Annotated in this window: 33 protein-coding genes; 29 read left to right on the top strand and 4 right to left on the bottom strand. The window is 39.8% G+C overall.

All coding sequences use genetic code 11. The features are described 5' to 3' along the window. The first annotated feature begins 40 nt into the window (after window positions 1-40). The 29 genes from rplB to truA all read left to right on the top strand — a co-directional run bounded on the left by rplB (window position 41) and on the right by truA (window position 16219). Window positions 41-871: a 50S ribosomal protein L2 gene (gene rplB / locus ACPWSO_RS08870; RefSeq protein ID WP_426082589.1), complete on the top strand. Its 831-nt coding sequence runs from the start codon at window positions 41-43 to the stop codon at window positions 869-871. A gap of 138 nt (window positions 872-1009) precedes the next feature. Further along, on the top strand, window positions 1010-1288 hold the full coding sequence (gene rpsS / locus ACPWSO_RS08865; protein WP_271493795.1) for a 30S ribosomal protein S19: 279 nt from the start codon (window positions 1010-1012) through the stop codon (window positions 1286-1288). A gap of 23 nt (window positions 1289-1311) precedes the next feature. Then, window positions 1312-1659, top strand: coding sequence for a 50S ribosomal protein L22 (gene rplV, locus ACPWSO_RS08860; protein WP_426082588.1), 348 nt, complete (start codon window positions 1312-1314; stop codon window positions 1657-1659). Window positions 1660-1805: 146 nt separating this feature from the next. After that, the gene (rpsC, locus tag ACPWSO_RS08855; RefSeq protein ID WP_426082586.1) at window positions 1806-2462 is read left to right on the top strand and encodes a 30S ribosomal protein S3; all 657 of its coding nucleotides are present in this window, start codon (window positions 1806-1808) and stop codon (window positions 2460-2462) included. 2 nt (window positions 2463-2464) lie between these two features. After that, window positions 2465-2899 (top strand): 50S ribosomal protein L16, encoded by a 435-nt coding sequence (rplP, locus tag ACPWSO_RS08850; RefSeq protein WP_289868718.1) that lies wholly within the window; start codon window positions 2465-2467, stop codon window positions 2897-2899. Beyond that, a complete protein-coding gene (rpmC, locus tag ACPWSO_RS08845; protein ID WP_209557371.1) occupies window positions 2889-3077 on the top strand; it encodes a 50S ribosomal protein L29 in 189 nt (62 codons plus the stop codon). Before rplP ends, rpmC begins: the two co-directional genes overlap by 11 nt. 23 nt (window positions 3078-3100) lie before the next feature. Next, window positions 3101-3367, top strand: coding sequence for a 30S ribosomal protein S17 (rpsQ, locus tag ACPWSO_RS08840; RefSeq protein ID WP_426082584.1), 267 nt, complete (start codon window positions 3101-3103; stop codon window positions 3365-3367). A 56-nt stretch (window positions 3368-3423) separates the two neighbouring features. Beyond that, entirely contained in the window at window positions 3424-3792 is a 369-nt protein-coding gene (rplN, locus tag ACPWSO_RS08835; protein WP_086349668.1) for a 50S ribosomal protein L14, read from the top strand. Window positions 3793-3826: 34 nt separating this feature from the next. Continuing rightward, window positions 3827-4138: a 50S ribosomal protein L24 gene (gene rplX / locus ACPWSO_RS08830; protein WP_426082582.1), complete on the top strand. Its 312-nt coding sequence runs from the start codon at window positions 3827-3829 to the stop codon at window positions 4136-4138. Between the two features lie 26 nt (window positions 4139-4164). Beyond that, entirely contained in the window at window positions 4165-4704 is a 540-nt protein-coding gene (rplE, locus tag ACPWSO_RS08825) for a 50S ribosomal protein L5 (protein ID WP_202058253.1), read from the top strand. Window positions 4705-4722: 18 nt separating this feature from the next. Then, entirely contained in the window at window positions 4723-4908 is a 186-nt protein-coding gene (locus tag ACPWSO_RS08820) for a type Z 30S ribosomal protein S14 (RefSeq protein ID WP_002356214.1), read from the top strand. 35 nt (window positions 4909-4943) lie between these two features. After that, the gene (gene rpsH, locus ACPWSO_RS08815; protein WP_426082579.1) at window positions 4944-5342 is read left to right on the top strand and encodes a 30S ribosomal protein S8; all 399 of its coding nucleotides are present in this window, start codon (window positions 4944-4946) and stop codon (window positions 5340-5342) included. A 31-nt stretch (window positions 5343-5373) separates the two neighbouring features. Then, complete coding sequence (rplF, locus tag ACPWSO_RS08810; protein WP_426082578.1) at window positions 5374-5910, top strand: 50S ribosomal protein L6; 537 nt, start codon at window positions 5374-5376, stop codon at window positions 5908-5910. Window positions 5911-6024: 114 nt separating this feature from the next. Beyond that, window positions 6025-6381 (top strand): 50S ribosomal protein L18, encoded by a 357-nt coding sequence (rplR, locus tag ACPWSO_RS08805; protein ID WP_426082576.1) that lies wholly within the window; start codon window positions 6025-6027, stop codon window positions 6379-6381. A 20-nt stretch (window positions 6382-6401) separates the two neighbouring features. Further along, a complete protein-coding gene (gene rpsE / locus ACPWSO_RS08800) occupies window positions 6402-6902 on the top strand; it encodes a 30S ribosomal protein S5 (RefSeq protein WP_426082574.1) in 501 nt (166 codons plus the stop codon). 14 nt (window positions 6903-6916) lie between these two features. After that, window positions 6917-7096 carry a 50S ribosomal protein L30 gene (gene rpmD / locus ACPWSO_RS08795; RefSeq protein WP_426082572.1) on the top strand — a complete coding sequence of 60 codons (180 nt, stop codon included), beginning with the start codon at window positions 6917-6919 and terminating at the stop codon, window positions 7094-7096. A 44-nt stretch (window positions 7097-7140) separates the two neighbouring features. Next, window positions 7141-7581, top strand: coding sequence for a 50S ribosomal protein L15 (gene rplO, locus ACPWSO_RS08790; RefSeq protein WP_426082570.1), 441 nt, complete (start codon window positions 7141-7143; stop codon window positions 7579-7581). Beyond that, entirely contained in the window at window positions 7581-8879 is a 1299-nt protein-coding gene (secY, locus tag ACPWSO_RS08785) for a preprotein translocase subunit SecY (RefSeq protein ID WP_426082568.1), read from the top strand. Before rplO ends, secY begins: the two co-directional genes overlap by 1 nt. 85 nt (window positions 8880-8964) lie before the next feature. After that, complete coding sequence (locus ACPWSO_RS08780; RefSeq protein ID WP_426082567.1) at window positions 8965-9612, top strand: adenylate kinase; 648 nt, start codon at window positions 8965-8967, stop codon at window positions 9610-9612. Between the two features lie 195 nt (window positions 9613-9807). Next, the gene (gene infA / locus ACPWSO_RS08775) at window positions 9808-10026 is read left to right on the top strand and encodes a translation initiation factor IF-1 (protein WP_013773088.1); all 219 of its coding nucleotides are present in this window, start codon (window positions 9808-9810) and stop codon (window positions 10024-10026) included. Between the two features lie 32 nt (window positions 10027-10058). Then, a complete protein-coding gene (rpmJ, locus tag ACPWSO_RS08770) occupies window positions 10059-10175 on the top strand; it encodes a 50S ribosomal protein L36 (RefSeq protein WP_002288710.1) in 117 nt (38 codons plus the stop codon). 18 nt (window positions 10176-10193) lie between these two features. Then, window positions 10194-10559 carry a 30S ribosomal protein S13 gene (rpsM, locus tag ACPWSO_RS08765; protein ID WP_426082564.1) on the top strand — a complete coding sequence of 122 codons (366 nt, stop codon included), beginning with the start codon at window positions 10194-10196 and terminating at the stop codon, window positions 10557-10559. Window positions 10560-10586: 27 nt separating this feature from the next. Then, window positions 10587-10976 carry a 30S ribosomal protein S11 gene (rpsK, locus tag ACPWSO_RS08760; RefSeq protein WP_426082562.1) on the top strand — a complete coding sequence of 130 codons (390 nt, stop codon included), beginning with the start codon at window positions 10587-10589 and terminating at the stop codon, window positions 10974-10976. Between the two features lie 80 nt (window positions 10977-11056). After that, on the top strand, window positions 11057-11995 hold the full coding sequence (locus tag ACPWSO_RS08755; protein WP_426082561.1) for a DNA-directed RNA polymerase subunit alpha: 939 nt from the start codon (window positions 11057-11059) through the stop codon (window positions 11993-11995). 140 nt (window positions 11996-12135) lie between these two features. Continuing rightward, window positions 12136-12516 (top strand): 50S ribosomal protein L17, encoded by a 381-nt coding sequence (rplQ, locus tag ACPWSO_RS08750; RefSeq protein ID WP_229441613.1) that lies wholly within the window; start codon window positions 12136-12138, stop codon window positions 12514-12516. 462 nt (window positions 12517-12978) lie between these two features. Beyond that, a complete protein-coding gene (locus tag ACPWSO_RS08745) occupies window positions 12979-13818 on the top strand; it encodes an energy-coupling factor ABC transporter ATP-binding protein (protein ID WP_426082560.1) in 840 nt (279 codons plus the stop codon). Continuing rightward, window positions 13794-14657, top strand: coding sequence for an energy-coupling factor ABC transporter ATP-binding protein (locus tag ACPWSO_RS08740; protein WP_426082559.1), 864 nt, complete (start codon window positions 13794-13796; stop codon window positions 14655-14657). Before ACPWSO_RS08745 ends, ACPWSO_RS08740 begins: the two co-directional genes overlap by 25 nt. Continuing rightward, window positions 14654-15451 (top strand): energy-coupling factor transporter transmembrane component T family protein, encoded by a 798-nt coding sequence (locus ACPWSO_RS08735; protein ID WP_426082558.1) that lies wholly within the window; start codon window positions 14654-14656, stop codon window positions 15449-15451. Before ACPWSO_RS08740 ends, ACPWSO_RS08735 begins: the two co-directional genes overlap by 4 nt. 21 nt (window positions 15452-15472) lie before the next feature. Continuing rightward, window positions 15473-16219 (top strand): tRNA pseudouridine(38-40) synthase TruA, encoded by a 747-nt coding sequence (gene truA / locus ACPWSO_RS08730; protein ID WP_426082556.1) that lies wholly within the window; start codon window positions 15473-15475, stop codon window positions 16217-16219. Window positions 16220-16539: 320 nt separating this feature from the next. Here the strand turns inward: truA and ACPWSO_RS08725 are convergent, their stop codons facing one another. From ACPWSO_RS08725 to ACPWSO_RS08710, 4 genes are all read right to left on the bottom strand, one after another. Beyond that, entirely contained in the window at window positions 16540-18054 is a 1515-nt protein-coding gene (locus ACPWSO_RS08725; protein WP_426082555.1) for a helix-turn-helix domain-containing protein, read from the bottom strand. Between the two features lie 155 nt (window positions 18055-18209). After that, window positions 18210-19571, bottom strand: a complete 1362-nt coding sequence (gene brnQ / locus ACPWSO_RS08720; RefSeq protein WP_426082553.1) for a branched-chain amino acid transport system II carrier protein — start codon at window positions 19569-19571, stop codon at window positions 18210-18212. A 289-nt stretch (window positions 19572-19860) separates the two neighbouring features. After that, window positions 19861-20361: a GNAT family N-acetyltransferase gene (locus ACPWSO_RS08715; RefSeq protein WP_426082552.1), complete on the bottom strand. Its 501-nt coding sequence runs from the start codon at window positions 20359-20361 to the stop codon at window positions 19861-19863. A 13-nt stretch (window positions 20362-20374) separates the two neighbouring features. Next, window positions 20375-20698 (bottom strand): MazG nucleotide pyrophosphohydrolase domain-containing protein, encoded by a 324-nt coding sequence (locus ACPWSO_RS08710; protein ID WP_426082551.1) that lies wholly within the window; start codon window positions 20696-20698, stop codon window positions 20375-20377. Window positions 20699-20719: the final 21 nt, after the last annotated feature.

Below are 20719 nucleotides of genomic sequence, written 5' to 3'. Positions count from 1 at the left end.
CTGAGATAATGATCGAAGTAAAGTAGGAGGGAAACAAGACGTGGCGATTAAAAAGTACAAACCTACCACAAACGGCCGTCGTAATATGACTAGTTCTGATTTCGCTGAAATCACAACTTCTACACCAGAAAAAACATTACTACAGCCGTTAAAAAATCATGCTGGTCGTAACAACAACGGTCGCATTACTGTTCGTCATCATGGTGGCGGACACAAACGCCAATACCGCGTGATCGACTTCAAGCGTAACAAAGACAACGTTGTTGCAACTGTTCAAACGATCGAGTACGATCCGAACCGTTCAGCTAACATTGCATTAGTACACTATGAAGATGGAGTGAAAGCTTACATCTTAGCACCTAAAGGATTGGAAGTTGGAACAAAAATCGTTTCCGGTCCAGAATCAGACATCAAAGTTGGGAACGCACTGCCGTTGAGTAACATTCCAGTCGGTACTGTTGTTCACAACATCGAAATGAAGCCAGGTAAAGGCGGACAATTAATCCGTTCAGCTGGTACAAGTGCACAAGTACTTGGTAAAGAAGGTAAATACGTATTGATCCGTCTGAACTCAGGCGAAGTTCGTATGATCTTGGCAACTTGCCGTGCAACAGTCGGTTCAGTTGGTAACGAGCAACACGAACTAATCAACATCGGTAAAGCCGGTCGTTCTCGCTGGATGCGCAAGCGTCCAACTGTACGTGGTAGCGTAATGAATCCTAACGATCACCCACACGGTGGTGGTGAAGGTAAAACTCCAATCGGACGTAAAGCTCCAGTATCACCTTGGGGTCAACCAGCATTGGGTTACAAAACTCGTAACAAAAAAGCCAAATCCGACAAACTTATCGTTCGTCGCCGTACTAAATAATCTATATAAATTTTGTGAAAGCTACATTACACGAAACGTGTCTTTTGTTAAAAACAAAAGAGATAATAATAGAGATTGTTTATTTAACAAGATTTATATTTTTGACCATGTGTCGTACATTTTGAGAGGAGGTTCACCATGGGTCGTAGTTTGAAAAAAGGGCCTTTCGCTGATGATCATTTAATGAAGAAAGTCGAAGCTCAACAAGGCGCTGAAAAGAAAAAAGTAATTAAAACTTGGTCTCGCCGCTCTACAATTTTTCCACAATTTGTTGGATTTACAATTGCTGTATATGATGGACGTAAACACGTTCCAGTATACATTCAAGAAGATATGGTAGGACATAAATTAGGTGAATTTGCACCAACTAGAACTTATCGTGGGCATGCTGCCGATGATAAGAAAACTAGACGTTAATTTTGAGGGAGGGAAACATCAACATGGCAGAACAAATCACATCAGCTAAAGCAACTGCGAAAACAGTTCGCACTTCTCCTCGTAAAGCACGTTTAGTAATCGATCTTATCAGAGGAAAAAGCGTTGGAGATGCAATTTCAATTTTGAAATTCACACCAAACAAATCTGCTGGAATCATTGAAAAAGTTTTAATGTCAGCAGTTGCTAACGCAGAAAACAACTTTGACTTAGATGTTGAAAATCTTGTTGTATCTGAAGCTTTTGTTAACGAAGGACCAACTATGAAACGGTTCCGTCCGCGTGCTAAAGGTTCAGCATCACCAATCATGAAACGTACAAGTCATATTACAGTAGTAGTATCAGAAAAATAATCCTTAAAAGGATAAGAGGAGGAGCCTTGCACTGTACCACATCAGTTCTGCTTAACAGATGCTATGTGCTGCAACAATGGCTGCCGGACCTCAAAAAGAGCAGCTTGTTAAAAACAAGCCTCAAATGATAAGAGGAGGGACAACCAGTGGGTCAAAAAGTACATCCAATTGGAATGCGTGTAGGCATCATCCGCGACTGGGATGCAAAATGGTATGCTGAAAAAGAGTATGCTGAATTCTTACACGAAGATTTAAGAATCCGTAAATTCATCGCTAAAAAACTTGCTGATGCCGCTGTGTCTACAATTGAGATCGAGCGCGCTGCAAACCGTGTGAACATTTCAATCCACACAGCTAAACCGGGTATGGTTATCGGTAAAGGCGGATCTGAAGTTGAAAACCTTAGAAAAGAACTAAATAAACTAACTGGTAAAAGAGTTCACATCAACATCGTTGAAATCAAAAAACCAGATTTAGATGCTAAATTGGTCGGCGAAGGAATTGCACGTCAATTAGAAAACCGTGTAGCTTTCCGTCGTGCACAAAAACAAGCGATTCAACGCACAATGCGTTCAGGCGCTCAAGGAATCAAAACACAAGTATCCGGTCGTTTGAATGGTGCAGATATTGCTCGTTCAGAAGGATATTCAGAAGGAACTGTTCCTCTTCATACATTGCGTGCCGATATTGACTACGCATGGGAAGAAGCAGACACAACTTACGGAAAATTAGGAGTAAAAGTGTGGATCTATCGTGGAGAGATTCTTCCAGCGAAAAAAAACACTGAGAAAGGAGGGAAATAAGCATGTTAGTACCTAAACGTGTAAAACACCGTCGTGAGTTTAGAGGTAAAATGCGCGGTGAAGCAAAAGGCGGAAAAGAAGTCGTTTTTGGTGAATGGGGTCTTCAGGCAACTGAATCTCATTGGATCACAAACAGACAAATCGAAGCTGCCCGTATTGCCATGACTCGTTATATGAAACGTGGCGGGAAAGTATGGATCAAAATTTTCCCTCACAAATCATATACTAGTAAAGCTATTGGTGTTCGTATGGGTAAAGGTAAAGGTGCTCCTGAAGGATGGGTATCTCCAGTTAAACGTGGTAAAATCATGTTTGAGATTGCCGGCGTTCCTGAAGAAGTTGCTCGCGAAGCTCTGCGCCTTGCATCCCACAAACTGCCAGTAAAAACTAAGATCGTAAAACGTGAGGAAATGGGTGGTGAATCGAATGAAGGTTAAAGATATCAGAGAATTAACCACTGCCGAAATGCTTGACCAGGAAAAACAATTGAAAGAAGAATTGTTTAACCTTAGATTCCAACTAGCAACAGGACAATTAGAAAACACTGCACGTATTAAAGAAGTACGTCAATCGATTGCACGCATCAAAACAGTATTGCGTGAACAAGCTAACTAATAGTGGAAGGAGGCCAAACGCGTATGTCTGAAGAAAGAAATCAACGTAAGGTTTACCAGGGACGTGTAGTTTCTGACAAAATGGATAAAACAATCACAGTTGTCGTTGAAACAAAGAAAAACCACCCTATCTACGGTAAACGCATGAAATATTCTAAAAAGTACAAAGCACATGATGAAAACAACACTGCAAAAGTTGGAGACATCGTAAGAATCATGGAAACTCGTCCATTATCAGCTACAAAACGTTTCCGTTTACTAGAGGTAGTCGAAGAAGCAGTTGTTATCTAATAAAACGAGATTTTCCTATATAGATTGAGTATAAATCTGAAAGGAGGATACACATCGTGATCCAACAAGAAAGCCGATTAAGAGTTGCTGACAACTCAGGTGCGCGTGAAATTCTAACGATCAAAGTCCTTGGTGGTTCTGGTCGTAAAACTGCTAATATTGGTGACGTAATTGTTGCTACGGTTAAACAAGCAACGCCAGGTGGTGTTGTCAAAAAAGGTGAAGTAGTTAAAGCCGTTATCGTTCGTACAAAATCAGGAGCTCGTCGTCCAGACGGTTCTTACATTAAATTCGACGAAAATGCTGCGGTAATCATCCGTGATGATAAGAGCCCGCGCGGTACACGTATCTTCGGACCTGTTGCACGTGAATTACGTGAGAACAACTTCATGAAGATCGTTTCTCTTGCACCAGAAGTATTATAATCGAGACACTTATCAAAGGAGGTGCGAAACACTAATGTTTGTTAAAAAAGGCGATAAAGTAAAAGTTATCACTGGTAAAGATAAAAACAAGGAAGGCGTTGTTCTAGAAGCGTTTCCTAAAAAAGACAAAGTGATCGTTGATGGCATCAACATCATGAAAAAACACCAGAAACCTAGTCAAGATGCTCCTCAAGGAGGAATCTTGGAACAGCCGGCACCGATTCATGTTTCTAACGTGATGGTGATCGATCCTTCTAACGGTGAAGCTACTAAAGTTGGCTACAAAGAAGTAGACGGTAAAAAAGTACGTGTTTCTAAAAAAACAGGTGAAGTTTTAGATAAATAAACATTGAGGAAGGAGGGGCTTATTGAATGAACCGCCTGAAAGAAAAATATATTAAAGAAGTAACACCATCATTGATGGAAAAATTCAATTATAGTTCAATCATGCAAACACCAAAAGTTGAGAAAATTGTTATCAATATGGGTGTGGGTGATGCAGTATCAAATGCTAAGAACTTAGATAAAGCTGTTGAAGAATTAGCTTTAATCTCTGGTCAAAAGCCAATCATCACTAAAGCAAAAAAATCAATCGCTGGATTCCGTCTTCGTGAAGGAATGCCGATCGGTGCGAAAGTAACACTGCGCGGAGAAAGAATGTACGAATTCCTGGATAAACTGGTTTCAGTTTCTCTACCTCGTGTACGTGACTTCCACGGTATCAGTAAAAAAGCCTTTGACGGACGCGGTAACTACACTTTAGGTATTAAAGAACAATTAATCTTCCCAGAAGTGGATTATGATTTAGTAGATAAAGTACGTGGTATGGATATCGTTATCGTTACAACAGCAAACACAGACGAAGAATCTCGTGAGTTGTTGGGACAACTAGGCATGCCATTCCAAAAATAAAATAAGGAGGCGAACTACGTGGCTAAAAAATCAATGATTGCTAAAAACAAACGCCCTGCTAAACATTCAACACAGGCTTATACACGCTGCGAACGTTGCGGACGTCCACATTCAGTTTATCGTAAATTTCATCTTTGCCGTATTTGCTTCCGCGAACTTGCCTATAAAGGTCAAATTCCCGGCGTGAAGAAAGCTAGCTGGTAAACAAGTAAACTTGCATAAAGGAGGTAACTAGTTCAATGGTCATGACAGATCCAATTGCAGATTTTCTAACTCGCATTCGTAATGCGAACATGGTTAAACATGAGAGCTTAGAAGTACCTGCATCAAAAATCAAACGTGATATCGCAGAAATCCTGAAACGTGAAGGATTCGTTCGCGATGTAGAATATATTGAAGATGACAAGCAAGGCGTGATCCGTGTTTTCCTAAAATACGGTAAAGACGACGAGCGTGTTATCACTAACTTAAAACGTATCTCTAAACCAGGTTTACGTGCTTACGTAAAAGCTGACGAAGTACCAAAAGTACTGAACGGTTTAGGTATTGCGATCATCTCTACTTCAGAAGGTGTTGTTACTGATAAAGAAGCTAGAGCGAAAAACATCGGCGGCGAAGTAATCGCCTACGTATGGTAATTTTAAAGAATACACAAGGAGGTGTCTCTAAGTGAGCCGTATTGGTAATAAAGTAGTTGTTCTTCCTGCTGGCGTTGAAGTGAAGCAAGAAGGAAACAACGTCACTGTAAAAGGACCAAAAGGTGAATTAACTCGTGAGTTTTCAGCTGATATTAAAATGAATATCGAAGGAAACGAGGTAACATTCACTCGTCCAAATGACAGCAAAGAAATGAAAACAATCCACGGAACAACTCGTGCGAACTTCAACAACATGGTTGTTGGTGTAAGTGCCGGGTTTGAAAAAGCGTTGGAACTTATCGGGGTTGGGTACCGTGCGCAGGCACAGGGAAGCAAACTAACTTTAAACGTTGGTTACTCTCATCCCGTAGAAATGACAGCACCGGAAGGTGTAACATTTGACGTACCTTCAAATACACAAATCGTTGTAAAAGGTATCAATAAAGAAGTTGTAGGCGAATTAGCAGCGAACATCCGCGGCGTTCGTCCTCCAGAGCCTTACAAAGGCAAAGGTATCCGCTATGTTGGCGAATACGTACGCCGTAAAGAAGGTAAAACAGGTAAATAATAATAAAAGATGTGTAGGAAAATCGCTAAAGCTGATTTTCCACCTATCCTTTATTACTGTTCCTGAATGAGAACTGCTGATTCAGCAGTTTATCAAATCAAAGAGGTGACAATTGTGATTACAAAACCAGATAAAAACAAAACACGTCAGAAGAGACATCGTCGTGTGCGTAACAAAATCTCTGGTACTGCTGAGTGCCCACGCTTGAACGTTTTTCGCTCTAACAAAAACATCTACGCTCAAATTATTGATGACGTAGCGGGTGTAACGCTAGCAAGTGCCTCTGCCTTAGAGAAAGAAATTTCAGGTGAAACAAAAGTTGAGCAAGCTGCTGCAGTAGGTAAACTAGTTGCAGAACGTGCTGCTGAAAAAGGTATTAAAGTAGTAGTCTTTGACCGTGGTGGATACCTTTACCATGGCCGCGTGCAAGCTTTAGCAGAAGCTGCTCGTGAAAATGGACTAGAATTTTAGGAGAAGGAGGAACACCATTAATGGTTTACATCGATCCAAAACATTTGGAATTAGAAGACCGCGTTGTTGCAATCAACCGTGTAACAAAAGTTGTTAAAGGTGGACGTCGTCTACGTTTCGCAGCTTTAGTGGTTGTAGGTGATAAAAACGGTCATGTTGGCTTCGGTACTGGGAAAGCCCAAGAAGTACCAGAAGCAATTCGTAAAGCGATTGAAGATGCGAAGAAAAACTTAATTGAAGTTCCTATGGTTGGTTCTACCATCCCTCATGAAGTTATCGGAGTGTTCGGCGGCGGACGTATCCTGATGAAACCTGCAGTAGAAGGTTCTGGGGTTGCAGCGGGCGGACCAGTTCGTGCCGTATTGGAATTGGCTGGAGTAGCCGATATCACATCTAAATCACTAGGTTCAAACACACCAATCAACGTTGTTCGTGCAACAGTTGACGGGTTGACACAATTAAAACGCGTCGAAGAAGTGGCAGCACTTCGCGGCAAATCTGTAGAAGAAATCGTAGGATAAGGAGGACAAACATAATGGCTGAATTAAAAATTACTTTAAAACGCAGTGTTATCGGACGTCCTCAAAATCAACGTGATACAGTAAAAGCGTTGGGATTGAAAAAAATGAACAGTACAGTTGTTAAACCAGCTAATGAAGCTATCAAAGGCATGGTTAACACTATCTCTCATTTAGTGGACGTAGAAGAAGTTTAATTTTACTCAATTAATTAGATTGTTTAAGGAGGTGCCAAACCACAATGAAACTTCATGAATTAAAACCTGCTGAAGGTTCCCGTAAAGTACGTAACCGTGTTGGACGTGGTACTTCATCTGGTAATGGTAAAACATCAGGTCGTGGACAAAAAGGGCAAAAAGCTCGTTCAGGCGGTGGTGTACGTTTAGGATTTGAAGGGGGTCAAACTCCATTATTCCGTCGTTTACCAAAACGCGGTTTTACAAATATCAACCGTAAAGAATATGCAGTAATCAATTTAGATGTATTGAATCGATTCGAAGATGGAGCTGAAGTAACACCTGTTGTCTTGAAAGAAGCAGGGATCGTTAAGAGCGAAAAAGCTGGAATTAAAGTTCTTGCTAATGGTGAATTAACGAAGAAATTGACTGTTAAAGCAGCAAAATTCTCTAAAGCAGCACAAGAAGCGATTGAAGCTGCTGGTGGGTCTATCGAGGTGATCTAATGTTCAAACTATTGAAAGATGCTTTTAAAGTCAAAGACATTAGATCAAAAATATTCTTTACCATATTCATACTGGCTGTATTTCGTTTAGGTGCACATATTACAGTGCCTGGCGTAAATGCAAAAGGTTTACAAGAATTAAGCAGCTTACCATTTCTAAATATGCTGAATATCGTCAGTGGTAGTGCTATGCAGAACTTCTCCATCTTTGCGATGGGGGTTTCTCCATATATTACGGCGTCGATTATTGTTCAGCTGCTGCAAATGGACATCATACCAAAATTTGTTGAATGGTCGAAACAAGGGGAAGTCGGTCGTAAAAAGCTAAACCAGGTGACTCGTTATTTGACGATTGTCCTTGGAATTGCGCAATCAATCGGTCTAACCTATGGATTTAATACGCTAAGCCAGGTTGGTATAGTGAAAAATCCAACACCAGCAACATTTGTAATGATTGCAGTTATCTTAACTGCAGGCACGCTGTTTGTTACATGGATGGGGGAACAAATTACAGAAAAGGGTATTGGAAATGGTGTTTCAATGATTATCTTTGCCGGGATTATCTCAGGTGTACCTGGGTCCATCAAAGAGATTATTGAAGACTACTTCATCAATATTGACTCTTCTGAGCTTGTAAGTTCTATCATTTTTGTTGTCATTCTGGTTATTGCGATTTTAATCATTGTCACAGTTGTTACGTTTGTACAACAGGCAGAGAGAAAAATCCCAATTCAGTATACAAAACGTGTATCAGGAGCGCCAACCAGCAGCTATCTGCCATTAAAAGTAAATGCCGCCGGTGTTATTCCGGTAATCTTTGCCAGTTCCTTGATTTCGACGCCTAATGCAATTCTGCAGGGCTTCGCTTCAAATTATGCTGGTGAAACATGGTATGAAATTATGACAGAAATTTTCGACTACAACACGATTCCAGGTGCAACTATCTATACTGTGCTGATCGTCGCTTTTACATTCTTCTATGCGTTTGTTCAGGTAAATCCGGAGAAACTTGCGGAAAACCTGCAAAAACAGGGAAGCTATATTCCAAGTGTACGGCCAGGTAAAGGGACAGAAGATTATGTATCCGGACTCTTGATGAGATTAAGTGTTGTCGGCTCTATCTTTTTGGGTGTCATTGCATTGTTGCCTATCATTGCACAAATGCTTTGGAACCTGCCGCAATCAATCGGCTTAGGTGGAACCAGCTTACTGATTATCATCGGTGTTGCATTGGAAACAGCAAAACAATTAGAAGGTTTAATGTTGAAACGTCAATATGTTGGCTTTATCAATAAGTAGGAATCGTGTGTTGAGGATCTTCCTCAGCACCATTCTCACATATGGCTAGTTTTGTATTCAGCCTTTAAAATTAGGAGGAAAGCGAATGAACCTCATTTTAATGGGACTTCCCGGAGCAGGAAAAGGCACGCAGGCAGAAAGAATTATTGATGAATACGGGATTCCCCATATTTCAACAGGTGATATGTTTCGGGCTGCGATGAAAAATGAAACTGCTCTTGGACTTGAAGCAAAATCTTATATCGACAAAGGCGAGCTGGTTCCTGATGAAGTAACAAATGGAATCGTCAAAGAGCGCTTGGCAGAACCAGATACAGCAAAAGGATTTTTGCTGGACGGCTTTCCAAGAACGCTGGATCAGGCGGAAGCTCTGGACCAAATGCTTAAAGAGTTAAATAAAAAAATCGATGCCGTTATCGACATTCATGTAGAAGAAGATGTGTTGATTGAACGCTTGGCGGGACGCTTTATGTGTAAAAACTGCGGAGCAACTTATCACAAAATTTTCAATCCTCCAACAGTGGAAGGAACATGCGATCGCTGCGGCGGACATGAGTTCTATCAAAGAGAAGATGATAAGCCTGAAACGGTAAAAAATCGTTTGACAGTAAACATCAAAAGCAGTGCGCCGATTTTGGCCTACTATAAAGAAAAGAACTTGTTGCACACAATCGATGGAAATCGAGAAATCAACGATGTGTTCTCTGACGTGAAGACGATTATTGACGCATAGTTGCAAGCTGCACACAGTCCTTGATTTTGTTGAGCTTAGACTCTCTTGCTATATAGAATGTTTTATGGTAAAATGTATCAGTCCGACTTCTATGAAAATTTTCTTGGAAGTTTAATTGAAAATTCTAGGTGGGAGCTGCAGTTTCCACCGTTTTATCGTGTGAAAATGCGAAACAAGTACAAGGAGGTACTGTGCGTGGCAAAAGATGATATGATTGAAATCGAAGGTACAGTCGTCGAAACTTTGCCGAATGCAATGTTTAAAGTTGAATTAGAGAACGGGCATGAAGTATTGGCTCACGTTTCTGGTAAGATTCGTATGCATTACATCCGAATTTTACCCGGGGATAAAGTAACTGTCGAGTTATCGCCATATGATTTAACTCGCGGTCGTATAACCTATCGCTTTAAATAATTGTACTCCGTAAAATCTCAGGAGGTATTATCATGAAAGTAAGACCATCAGTAAAACCAATGTGTGAGCATTGTAAAGTAATTCGTCGTAAAGGGCGTGTTATGGTCATTTGCCCAGCAAATCCAAAACATAAACAGCGTCAAGGATAATAGGAGGTGTAACGAATAATGGCTCGTATTGCAGGAGTAGACATTCCTCGTGACAAACGCGTAGTAATTTCTCTTACTTATATTTTTGGTATTGGAAACACTACAGCGAAAAAAGTATTAGCTAATGCAGGCGTATCAGAAGAAATTCGCGTTCGTGACTTAACAAACGAACAAACAGATGCGATTCGTGCAGAAATTGATAAGTTAAAAGTTGAAGGGGATCTTCGTCGTGAAGTGAACTTGAACATCAAGCGTTTGATGGAAATCGGTTCTTACCGTGGAATCCGTCATCGTCGTGGATTACCAACTCGTGGACAAAACACGAAAAATAATGCACGTACTCGTAAAGGCCCAGCTCGTACTGTAGCAGGCAAGAAAAAATAATTCCTAAGTGAAGGAGGTTAGAACTTCATGGCAGCAAAGAAAGTTAGTCGTAAACGCCGTGTGAAAAAGAATGTAGAAGCAGGTATCGCGCATATCCATTCTACTTTCAATAATACAATTGTGATGATTACCGATACTCACGGAAATGCATTGGCATGGTCATCAGCAGGAGCTTTAGGCTTCAAAGGAAGCAAAAAATCAACTCCTTTTGCCGCTCAAATGGCTGCAGAATCTGCAACTAAAGTAGCACAAGAACATGGACTGAAAACTGTCGAAGTAACAGTTAAAGGACCTGGTTCTGGACGTGAAGCAGCAATCCGTTCATTACAAGCAACAGGTTTAGAAGTGACTGCAATTCGTGACGTTACACCAGTTCCTCATAATGGATGCCGCCCTCCAAAACGCCGTCGTGTTTAATGAGTGCTGCTCATTTTGAGTTTGAACCAAAAACGTCATTGAACAAGACACTTTTCGTTTTGAAAGGGGTATAGATAAGAATGATTGAATTTGAAAAACCAAGAATCGAAAAAATTGATGAAGATAGAGATTATGGCAAGTTCGTTGTAGAACCTCTGGAACGGGGTTATGGGACTACTTTAGGAAATTCTCTACGTCGTATTTTGTTGTCTTCATTACCAGGAGCTGCAATCACTAATATTCAAATCGATGGTGTATTACATGAATTCTCTACTATTAAAGGTGTAAGAGAAGACGTGACACAAATCATTCTGAATATCAAAGGATTAGCGTTAAAGCTTTATTCTGAAGAAGAAAAAACCCTTGAGATCGATATTACAGGACCTGCTGTAGTTACTGCCGGTGATATCATCGTTGACAGCGATGTTGAGATTCTAAATAAAGATTTAGTTATCTGTAGTGTTGCTGAAGGAGCTGCTTTTCATGCTCGCTTAACAGTAAAACCTGGTCGTGGCTATGTTCAAGCAGACGAAAATAAAAAAGAAGATATGCCGATTGGTGTTCTTCCAGTCGATTCTATCTACACACCAGTACGTCGTGTTAACTACCAAGTAGAAAGTGCACGTGTTGGTCGTCGTGATAATTTCGATAAGCTTACAATGGAAATATGGACAGATGGTTCAATCATTCCTCAGGAAGCTCTTAGTCTAGCCGCTAAGATCATGACTGAACATTTAGACATCTTTGTTAATCTAACCGATGAAGCTAAAAATGCTGAAATCATGGTTGAAAAAGAAGAAACACAGAAAGAAAAAATGCTGGAAATGACCATTGAAGAATTAGACTTGTCTGTTCGTTCATATAACTGTTTGAAACGTGCAGGAATTAATACTGTACAAGAGCTGACAAACAAATCTGAACCTGAAATGATTAAAGTACGTAATTTGGGTCGTAAATCTCTTGAAGAGGTTAAACTTAAATTGCATGATCTGGGTTTAGGCTTACGTAAAGACGATTAATACGTTTTACTAAGGATACTGGTTTGACTTTTTCCCAGAATTTAGTCGAGCTGTGTGCGTAGCTTGCAGGCTATCAACCGGATAGCAGCTGAAGCTGTATGTAGAATGTAGTTAAAAAGTAACGAAGGAGGGAAACCAACGTGGGTTATCGTAAATTAGGACGCACATCAAGCCAACGTAAAGCGATGTTGCGTGACTTAACAACTGACTTAATTATTAACGAACGTATCGTTACGACTGAAGCTCGTGCGAAAGAAGTTCGTTCTACAACAGAAAAAATGATTACTTTAGGTAAACGTGGAGATCTTCATGCACGTCGTCAAGCTGCTGCTTACGTACGTAATGAAGTTGCCAGCGTTCGTGAAGAAAATGAGGCTATTGTAGTTGAATCAGCTTTACAAAAACTATTCAATGACTTAGGACCTCGTTACGCTGAACGTCAAGGCGGATACACTCGTATCCTGAAAACAGAACCTAGACGCGGAGATGCTGCGCCAATGGTAATCTTGGAATTTGTTTAATAATCAAACTATACCGTCACTTTATAGATGATTCTTTTAGAGTGTTATGATGTTGGAGGCGACTCCGAGTCTAGCTCGCGCTCTATCCGCTGGGAATTCCCGGCGGATAGGCACTCATCATATAAGGTGTTTTTTTTTACCATAAAACAGATACATACATAGTTAATTTTTATTTATAAAACATAGCTGTCAAGACACTTGGCTGTTCCCATTAACTGGTAACTTTTGTTATAATAGTACCTAGGGTCTGCCTGAAAACTCTAGTGGTGAGTAGTTCGTGATTCTTATGGAACTTATCTTCATAAAGCTATCGCTATGGACCACATATGCTATGCTTTTCTAGACCTTCACTAAAATTTCTGGAAATCTAGTTTCCTCTATGGTTTTCAGACAGGCTCTAGTGTTAGAAAAATAGAATTAGTTGATTTTTCCAATGATACTAAAGAATCGGGAGCGTTTGTAATGGAATCAATCATTGAGCTTAAAAATATAAATTTCAACTACCAACCAGAAGATGCAGATCCTGCATTGAAAGATGTATCCTTTTCAATTAAAAAAGGAGAGTGGGTAGCAATTATCGGGCATAATGGTTCTGGAAAATCAACATTAGCTAAAACCATTAATGGGTTATTACTGCCGGCATCTGGTCAAATTTCAGTAGGCGGTAAAGAACTAAATGAAGAAAATGTCTGGGATATCCGCCGCATGGTTGGAATGGTTTTTCAAAACCCTGACAATCAGTTCGTTGGTTCTACTGTCGAGGATGATGTGGCCTTTGGCTTGGAAAATCAAGGAGTACCTCGCAATGAAATGGTGATTAGAGTAACGGATGCGTTAAAAAAAGTACGGATGGATCATTTGGCAACTAGAGAGCCTGCAAGATTATCTGGCGGACAAAAACAGCGTGTGGCGATTGCTGGAGTTGTAGCATTACGGCCGGATATTATCATTTTAGATGAGGCTACGAGCATGTTGGATCCCGAAGGTCGCGAAGAAGTAATTTCAACCATTCAGGAAATCAAAGCAGAAAGTAATCTAACTGTGATTTCTATTACTCACGATATAGATGAAGCAGCAAATGCAAACCGTATCCTAGTAATGCGTCAGGGACAGTTGGTTGATGAGGGAACACCTGAAAAAATATTTTCGGCTGGGACTGAACTGATTGAAATGGGGCTTGATTTACCTTTCCCGGAAAAGCTGAAAATTGCATTGAAGGAACGGGGTATTGATGTTCCACAAGAATATTTGACCGAAGAAAGGATGGTGGAATGGCTATGGACATCCGTTTTGAACAAGTAGATTTTACCTATCAGCCAAATACGCCATTTGAGCAGAGAGCATTATTTGATATCGACATGATGATTGAAGATGGTTCTTATTCTGCAATCGTTGGTCATACTGGAAGCGGCAAATCTACTTTGCTGCAGCATTTGAATGCATTGGTGAAACCGACGAAGGGAACCGTTCATATTGGTGACCGAGTGATTACGGCGGAAACAGATAATAAGAATTTGAAACCGATTCGTAAAAAGGTCGGGATTGTTTTTCAATTTCCAGAAGCACAGCTGTTTGAAGAAACAGTGGCAAAGGATATTGCGTTTGGACCAAGAAACTTCGGTGCAACAGAAGAAGAGGCCCGTAAGCTGGCGGAAAAGATGTTGAAGCTAGTAGGGTTAGACGAAAGCTATCTGGACCGCTCACCCTTTGAGCTTTCCGGCGGCCAAATGCGCCGTGTAGCAATTGCCGGAGTTTTAGCAATGGAGCCTGAGGTTCTAGTGCTGGATGAACCGACTGCAGGCTTAGATCCCAGAGGACGTAAAGATATGATGGAGATGTTCTGGCAGCTTCATCATGAAAAAGGAATGACAATTGTTTTAGTGACTCATTTGATGGATGATGCAGCGAACTATGCAGATCATATTTTTGTTCTTGAAAAAGGGAAAGTCGTGAAAACCGGTAAACCGTCAGAAGTGTTTCAGGATATTGAATGGCTGAAAGAGAAACAGTTAGGGGTTCCAACTGCTGCAGAGTTTGCTGAACAATTAGCAATTCGCGGGTTTTCAATCACTCAGCTGCCGCTTACAGCTGATGAATTGGCTGATCAGATTTTAAAAATGAAGGCTGGTGAATCAGTATGATGAATAAACTGATTTTTGGACGATATATTCCAGGAGATTCATTTATTCATAAAATGGATCCTCGGGCAAAGCTTCTCGCCAGCTTCTATTTTATTGCCATTATCTTTATGGCAAATAATTGGCAGACCTACAGCCTTTTAGCGGTATTCACACTGACAGCAGTCGTTGTTTCCAAAATCAATATTGGCTTCTTTATTAGAGGGATTCGTCCGCTTCTTTGGCTGATTCTGTTTACAGTCGCACTGCAGATGCTCTTTACGCAAGGAGGAACTGTTTACTTTCAATGGGGAATCTTTTCAGTAACTGAATTTGGTGTGGTTAATGGGTTATTCATTTTCTGCCGTTTTATTCTAATTATTTTTATGTCTACTTTACTGACTTTAACAACCCCGCCTTTAGCTTTATCAGATGCCATAGAGTATTTATTACGTCCGTTTAAAGTAGTTAAGCTACCTGTACATGAAATTTCTTTGATGCTCTCTATTGCATTACGTTTTGTTCCCACATTGATGGATGAAACAGAGAAGATTATGAATGCACAGCGTGCGAGGGGTGTGGATTTTGGAGAGGGAAATCTGATTCAAAAAATGAAGGCAGTCATTCCTTTACTAATTCCGCTCTTTGTCAGCAGCTTTAACCGTGCAGAAGATTTAGCAACCGCAATGGAAGCTCGAGGCTACCAAGGCGGAGAAGGAAGAACAAAATATCGAATTCTTCACTGGCAGAAAGGTGATACAATAGTCATGCTCATTTTCGTACTGCTGACTGTTGCACTTATTTTTATCAGAAGCTAACTTATAGAAAAGGTGAACAAAATGCCTCGTTACAAAGCTGTAATTGCATACGATGGAACAAATTATAATGGGTTTCAGAATCAGCCGAATGGCCGGACTGTTCAAGCTGAACTGGAGAAAACCTTAAAGAAAATGAATAATGGAAAATCAATTACGATTTTTGGTTCAGGTAGAACTGATGCAGGTGTGCATGCGAAGGGACAGGTCATTCATTTTGACTATCCTGAAGATCGGCCGCTGGAACGAATGCGTTACGGCTTAGATACTCAGACGCCTGAAGATATTAGTGTGCGCAGTGTAGAAAAGGTCGCTGATGATTTCCATGCAAGATACCATGTAATAGAAAAGACTTATGAGTTTCGAGTGGATATTGGAAAACCGCGGAGTCCTTTTCGCAGATTCTATGCAAGCTATTATCCTTATCCGTTAAATCTGGAGAAAATCCAACAGGCGTTGCCGGAGCTGATTGGCACGCATGATTTTACTTCATTTTGTGCTTCTGGTAGTAGTGTGGATGATAAGGTACGTACAATCTATGAAGCAAAGATGACGACTAACCCAGCGGGAGATGAGCTGCTGTTTACTTTTCGAGGGGATGGTTTTCTCTATAAAATGATTCGTATTTTAGTGGGAACACTACTGAAAATAGGTAACGGACGTATGGCTGAAACATCGATAGCCGAAATACTGGCAGCTAAAGACCGCAATGCAGCTGGTCCAACAGCTCATCCGGAGGGGCTTTATCTAGTTGAAGTAAAGTATGAATAGTTTTTGTTTGAGAGTGGTTGTGACAAGAATATTCAGGTACGAGAAATAAAGCGAACTAGGCAAAAATAGCTTGCTGAGATGCGCACCCTCAGATTAGAACTTTTTCTAATTCAGGGGAGGCACATCGATAAGCTATTTTTGTCTAGTTCGCTTTATTTGCTTTTACAGCTCTCTTTTCTAATCCTAGTATAGGATTGTTGAAATACGCTTTATTCAGCTTTAGGGGGTGGAGACATGTTTTTGTCCACCCCCTTTTTGTTTTTTTCTGGAATCTAATTAAGTGTCATACATAAACTAATAGAAAATTGTTCTTCTCTATTTTAATAGTCGAATGCGGCATTTTTTTCTTTATATAACCGGTGAAGCCGGACGTATAGGTGTGCCAACTCTTCATCTCCGTAAGATAAATCCATGCAGTGAAGAGGAAGCGTTGGATATGTTTCCAGCGGCAGTAAAGATGAACTGATGACCAAATCATACTTGTGAGTCAGTTTATCTATGTAAGGTGTAACCTCTACAAAATCAAGCTGATTGAGAAACTGATAGAGGTTTCTAATCAGCAGAAAATTATGCTCAAAGGCGATGCCGACTTTAATAACTTTGGAGCATTGAAACTGATTGCAGTAAGGAAGCATGAGATTCTTAAGGGACTTTGTTAACGGCTTCTGGATTTTCGATAAATAAGGATAAGCTGAATCATTCAATTTATTTTCAAGAAAGCGCAGGATTACCTGTTCTAATTGCTTTTCGACTTTCGGCATACGGTTTTCCGAATCAACAACTAAACTCTGTAGATTTGGAAATGGATGTCTGAGAACATAATAAACAAAGAAAATATTAAGAAGATTTCCTTTCAATAAGGGATCTTTTTTTATTTCAGGCTGATTATAGAAAAACTCTTTCTGGCTGTAATTTAAAAACGCATCGACAAAGTGTATCACCTCATTATCTTGTTTTGAAAAATCAAATAAGGTTTGATAAAGTGAAGGATCATCTTGCATCGTGTAGAACGGGGCATAGTGGGCCAGGAAAAAAATGAAACTACTTTCCCCCTTCGCTATAGCCGGTGGTAAAGCTTTGACAGGCCCGAGACTTTTGTTTAAGCGCTTAAAATCATAGTAAGGGTTGTCCTTCATTAAAAAATCATAGTTGGAATCATAAGACACAAAAAATTTTTTTTGAGCTCTGGAAAGAAAAATTGCTGCAAAAAAAGATAACTCACGCAGTCCTAGATAGGTGCGAGTTAATGGGAAATATTCTGAAAAATCATGAACCAGCTTTTCTGCTTCCTCACGCGATACACGCGTAAACGGCCAAAAAAGTCCGCGTGTACCCAGCCAAAGAGTATTGAACAGTGCTACTCGGACGACTCGTTCATCTCCAGTTAAATTTGCTTCACGAAAGCTAAAGCGTAGATTAAATTGTTTGACATGTTTTTTTAGGGGAATCATTTTTCGTGAAACCGTAGACTGACTAACATAGTGGCGTTCACAAAAGTCTTCAATCGTAGGTTGATCATGATTTAAAAAGTATAAAATGAATAAAAAGGGGATAGATTTTTTTAATGTTAAATACCGATATTCATCGATACTGATAGTTAGATGCTCCGCATTGATTTTACCAGCTTTTTTTAAGATAGAAGACTGTTTATTATTATAGGCCATAATCTCTTGATTGATTTCAGTCAAAATAATCAGTGTCTGCTGATAGCTAAGATCAAATAGCTTTGCTACTTGGGAAACAGGTATTATTGTTTGATTCAAACTTGAAATTTTTTTATAAATTTGAAATTTGATTAAGGTACTATTGTCCATCATTAATTCATCAAATAGCATAGTAAACGCATCCCTCCTATGCTCATTCTAATAGATAGCTTGCCGAATGCCAATAATAAGATAAAAAAATAATAAAATTTTCATTTTTATTTACGAATTAATTGGAAAATATATATAAAATAAACCAACTTTTAAAAAGCTGGCTTATTTATAGTTTATTTATTTAAGTGGTTTTCATTTTTTGAACTGACCGCGCTCCATAAAATTCCTAATAGAAAGCCTGTTACAGCGGGAACAATCCAGCCCATGCCAATTGTAAAGAAAGGCAAATATGCTTCAGATAGTTGAATAATTGTAGTAATGATGGAATTCTCTTTAATAAAAGCCGGGGCACTGTTTAGTGCATCTAAAAAAGCAGCAAATAGGGTGAAATAGGTTGTCATACGATAAACCTCTGTACGATGCTTAAATAGCGGACTTAGAATCACCAGCAGCATTAGCGTGATTGCCAGAGGATACAGGAACATCAATACTGGAATTGAAAATTGAATGATATTGGTCAGCCCAACATTAGCAAATAAACAAGGCAGGATGCTGGCAACAGCTATATACATAGGATATTTTCCTTTAGGAAACAGCTCAGAAAAGGTTTCCGCAAAAGCCGTAATCAGACCAATAGCTGTTTTTAAGCAGGCAACAATAATAATTAAGGTCAACAGCAGCGAGCCCCAGCTGCCTAAATAATGATTGGCAATTTGAGCAAGGGCAATCCCGCCATTTTCACTAAGTTTAAAGGTACCGATACTCATTGCACCCATGTAGGCCAACAAGGTATAGATAATACCCATTAATAAAATACTAACAGCACCGGATTTTACAGTGTCCTTTGCAACAGCGTTCGGTTCTGTAACGCCCATTCCGCGAATTGTTGTCACGATGATGATGCCAAAAGCCAAAGACGCAAGAGCATCCAATGTGTTATAACCTTCAGTAAAGCCTTTAAAGAAAGCGTATTGACTGTAAGCTTCCCCAATCGGTGCAGAAGATACAACCCCCAATGGCTTTAAAAAGGCTAGTAGAAGCAGCACACCTAACAAAACTAGAAAAATTGGATTTAAAAATTTTCCAACATAATCAAGAATCATAGATGGCTTTCTAGATAAAAACCAGGCTGTAAAAAAGAATAAAATAGAAAATAAAGCTAGAAAAAGAGGTTGCTGTTTCAGCTCAACGAAAGGAGCAAGTCCAATTTCAAAAGAGGTTGTTGCCAATCTAGGCAAAGCAAAAAATGGACCAATCGTTAAATATAATAATGAAGTAAAAATAATGGCATACGATCGATTCACGCGATTGGCCAAATCGAACAAGCCGTTGCTTTTAGAGATTCCGATAGCAATCACACCTAAAAAGGGAAGACCAATACCAGTAAGTAGGAAACCAAGATTTGCCGAAAAGACAGCTGCTCCAGCCTCTTGCCCTAAATGAACTGGAAAAATTAAATTGCCTGCTCCGAAGAACAAACCGAACAGCATGGACCCTACAAAGAGGTAATCCCGCCAGGAAAGTTTTTTATTCAATATCTGCACTCCTTTTCTATTTTACACGTTGAAAGCTTTTTAATGGTAATAAATCAGATTTTTTTAAGTATCGGTTATTTTATATTGTGTATAAAAAGCAACACCTTCATTAAAATAGCAGAGTTAAGAAGTGCAGGCAAGCAGAAAAGACAAAATTAAATCATTTTTTCATTAACTTTATTCGTTTTGCACAAACAGGGGTGAGATAATTGGAAACGCGCAGTCACCCTTTTACCTCAGAATAGTGCGCTAATTAGTTGTGTATCTTCGGGCTTTAGCAGAGTCTAAATTATTTTTCTGTTTTTTGTAGAAAATAAGCAAAGAGATAATCATCGCAATAGGCATCGTTGATATAGAATTCATCACGCAAGTGTCCCTCTTCAACAAAGCCGTTGCGCTTGTAGAAGTTAATGGCCCGGTTGTTGGTTCCCATTACCCGTAAGGAAAGTTTGTGAATTCCGTAGGAAGGAGCAGTCATTTTTAAATAATCCAGCAGCTTTCGTCCAGCTCCGGATGACTGATAATCGGGATGGACACCAATGCCAATCATCCACTGGTGTTTATGTGAAGGCAGATGAGTTGGCTGATGAACGTTGACAAATCCAATTAGCTGTTCCTCCTGAACAGCAACAAAAATCAGCTCGTCCTTTTGTTTAGCTGCATATTCCTCTACATCATTGTAATGATGTAGGATAGGTGAGTTTTCATTTGTCCAAATTTGATTTTCAATTAGCATCAATTCAGAGTAATCATCATCCTGCGCCTTTCGTATCTGTATTGTTTTTGCCATTGTCAGTCCTCCTTTATAAATCAGAATGAAATCTTTTTATCAATTTTTCCTGATGGGTACTTAAAATATCTGTTAAGCGGATATCGTATTTGTCGGCCAGGATAAAGATATTATCTAGAACATCTCCCAGTTCCTCTGTTAATTGCTGTTTAAGGGCTTCAGGTTCTTTTTCTATCTCATCGGGACGGTCGCGTCCAATTTCCAGCGCTCGAACAGCTTGTGCCACTTCGCCCGTTTCTTCTGATAAAAAACTGACCCGAATGAACGGATTCAGCTCGTACCAGCCGCGTTCTTTGTAAAAACTGCTTATCCATTTTTGATACTCTTGTATATCCAAATGACCACCTCCGTTTTTTCT

Origin of the sequence: Enterococcus sp. LJL51 (assembly GCF_049894025.1) — a bacterium.
Taxonomy (GTDB): Bacteria; Bacillota; Bacilli; order Lactobacillales; family Enterococcaceae; genus Enterococcus_L.
This window is presented reverse-complemented; position numbering and strand designations above follow the sequence as displayed.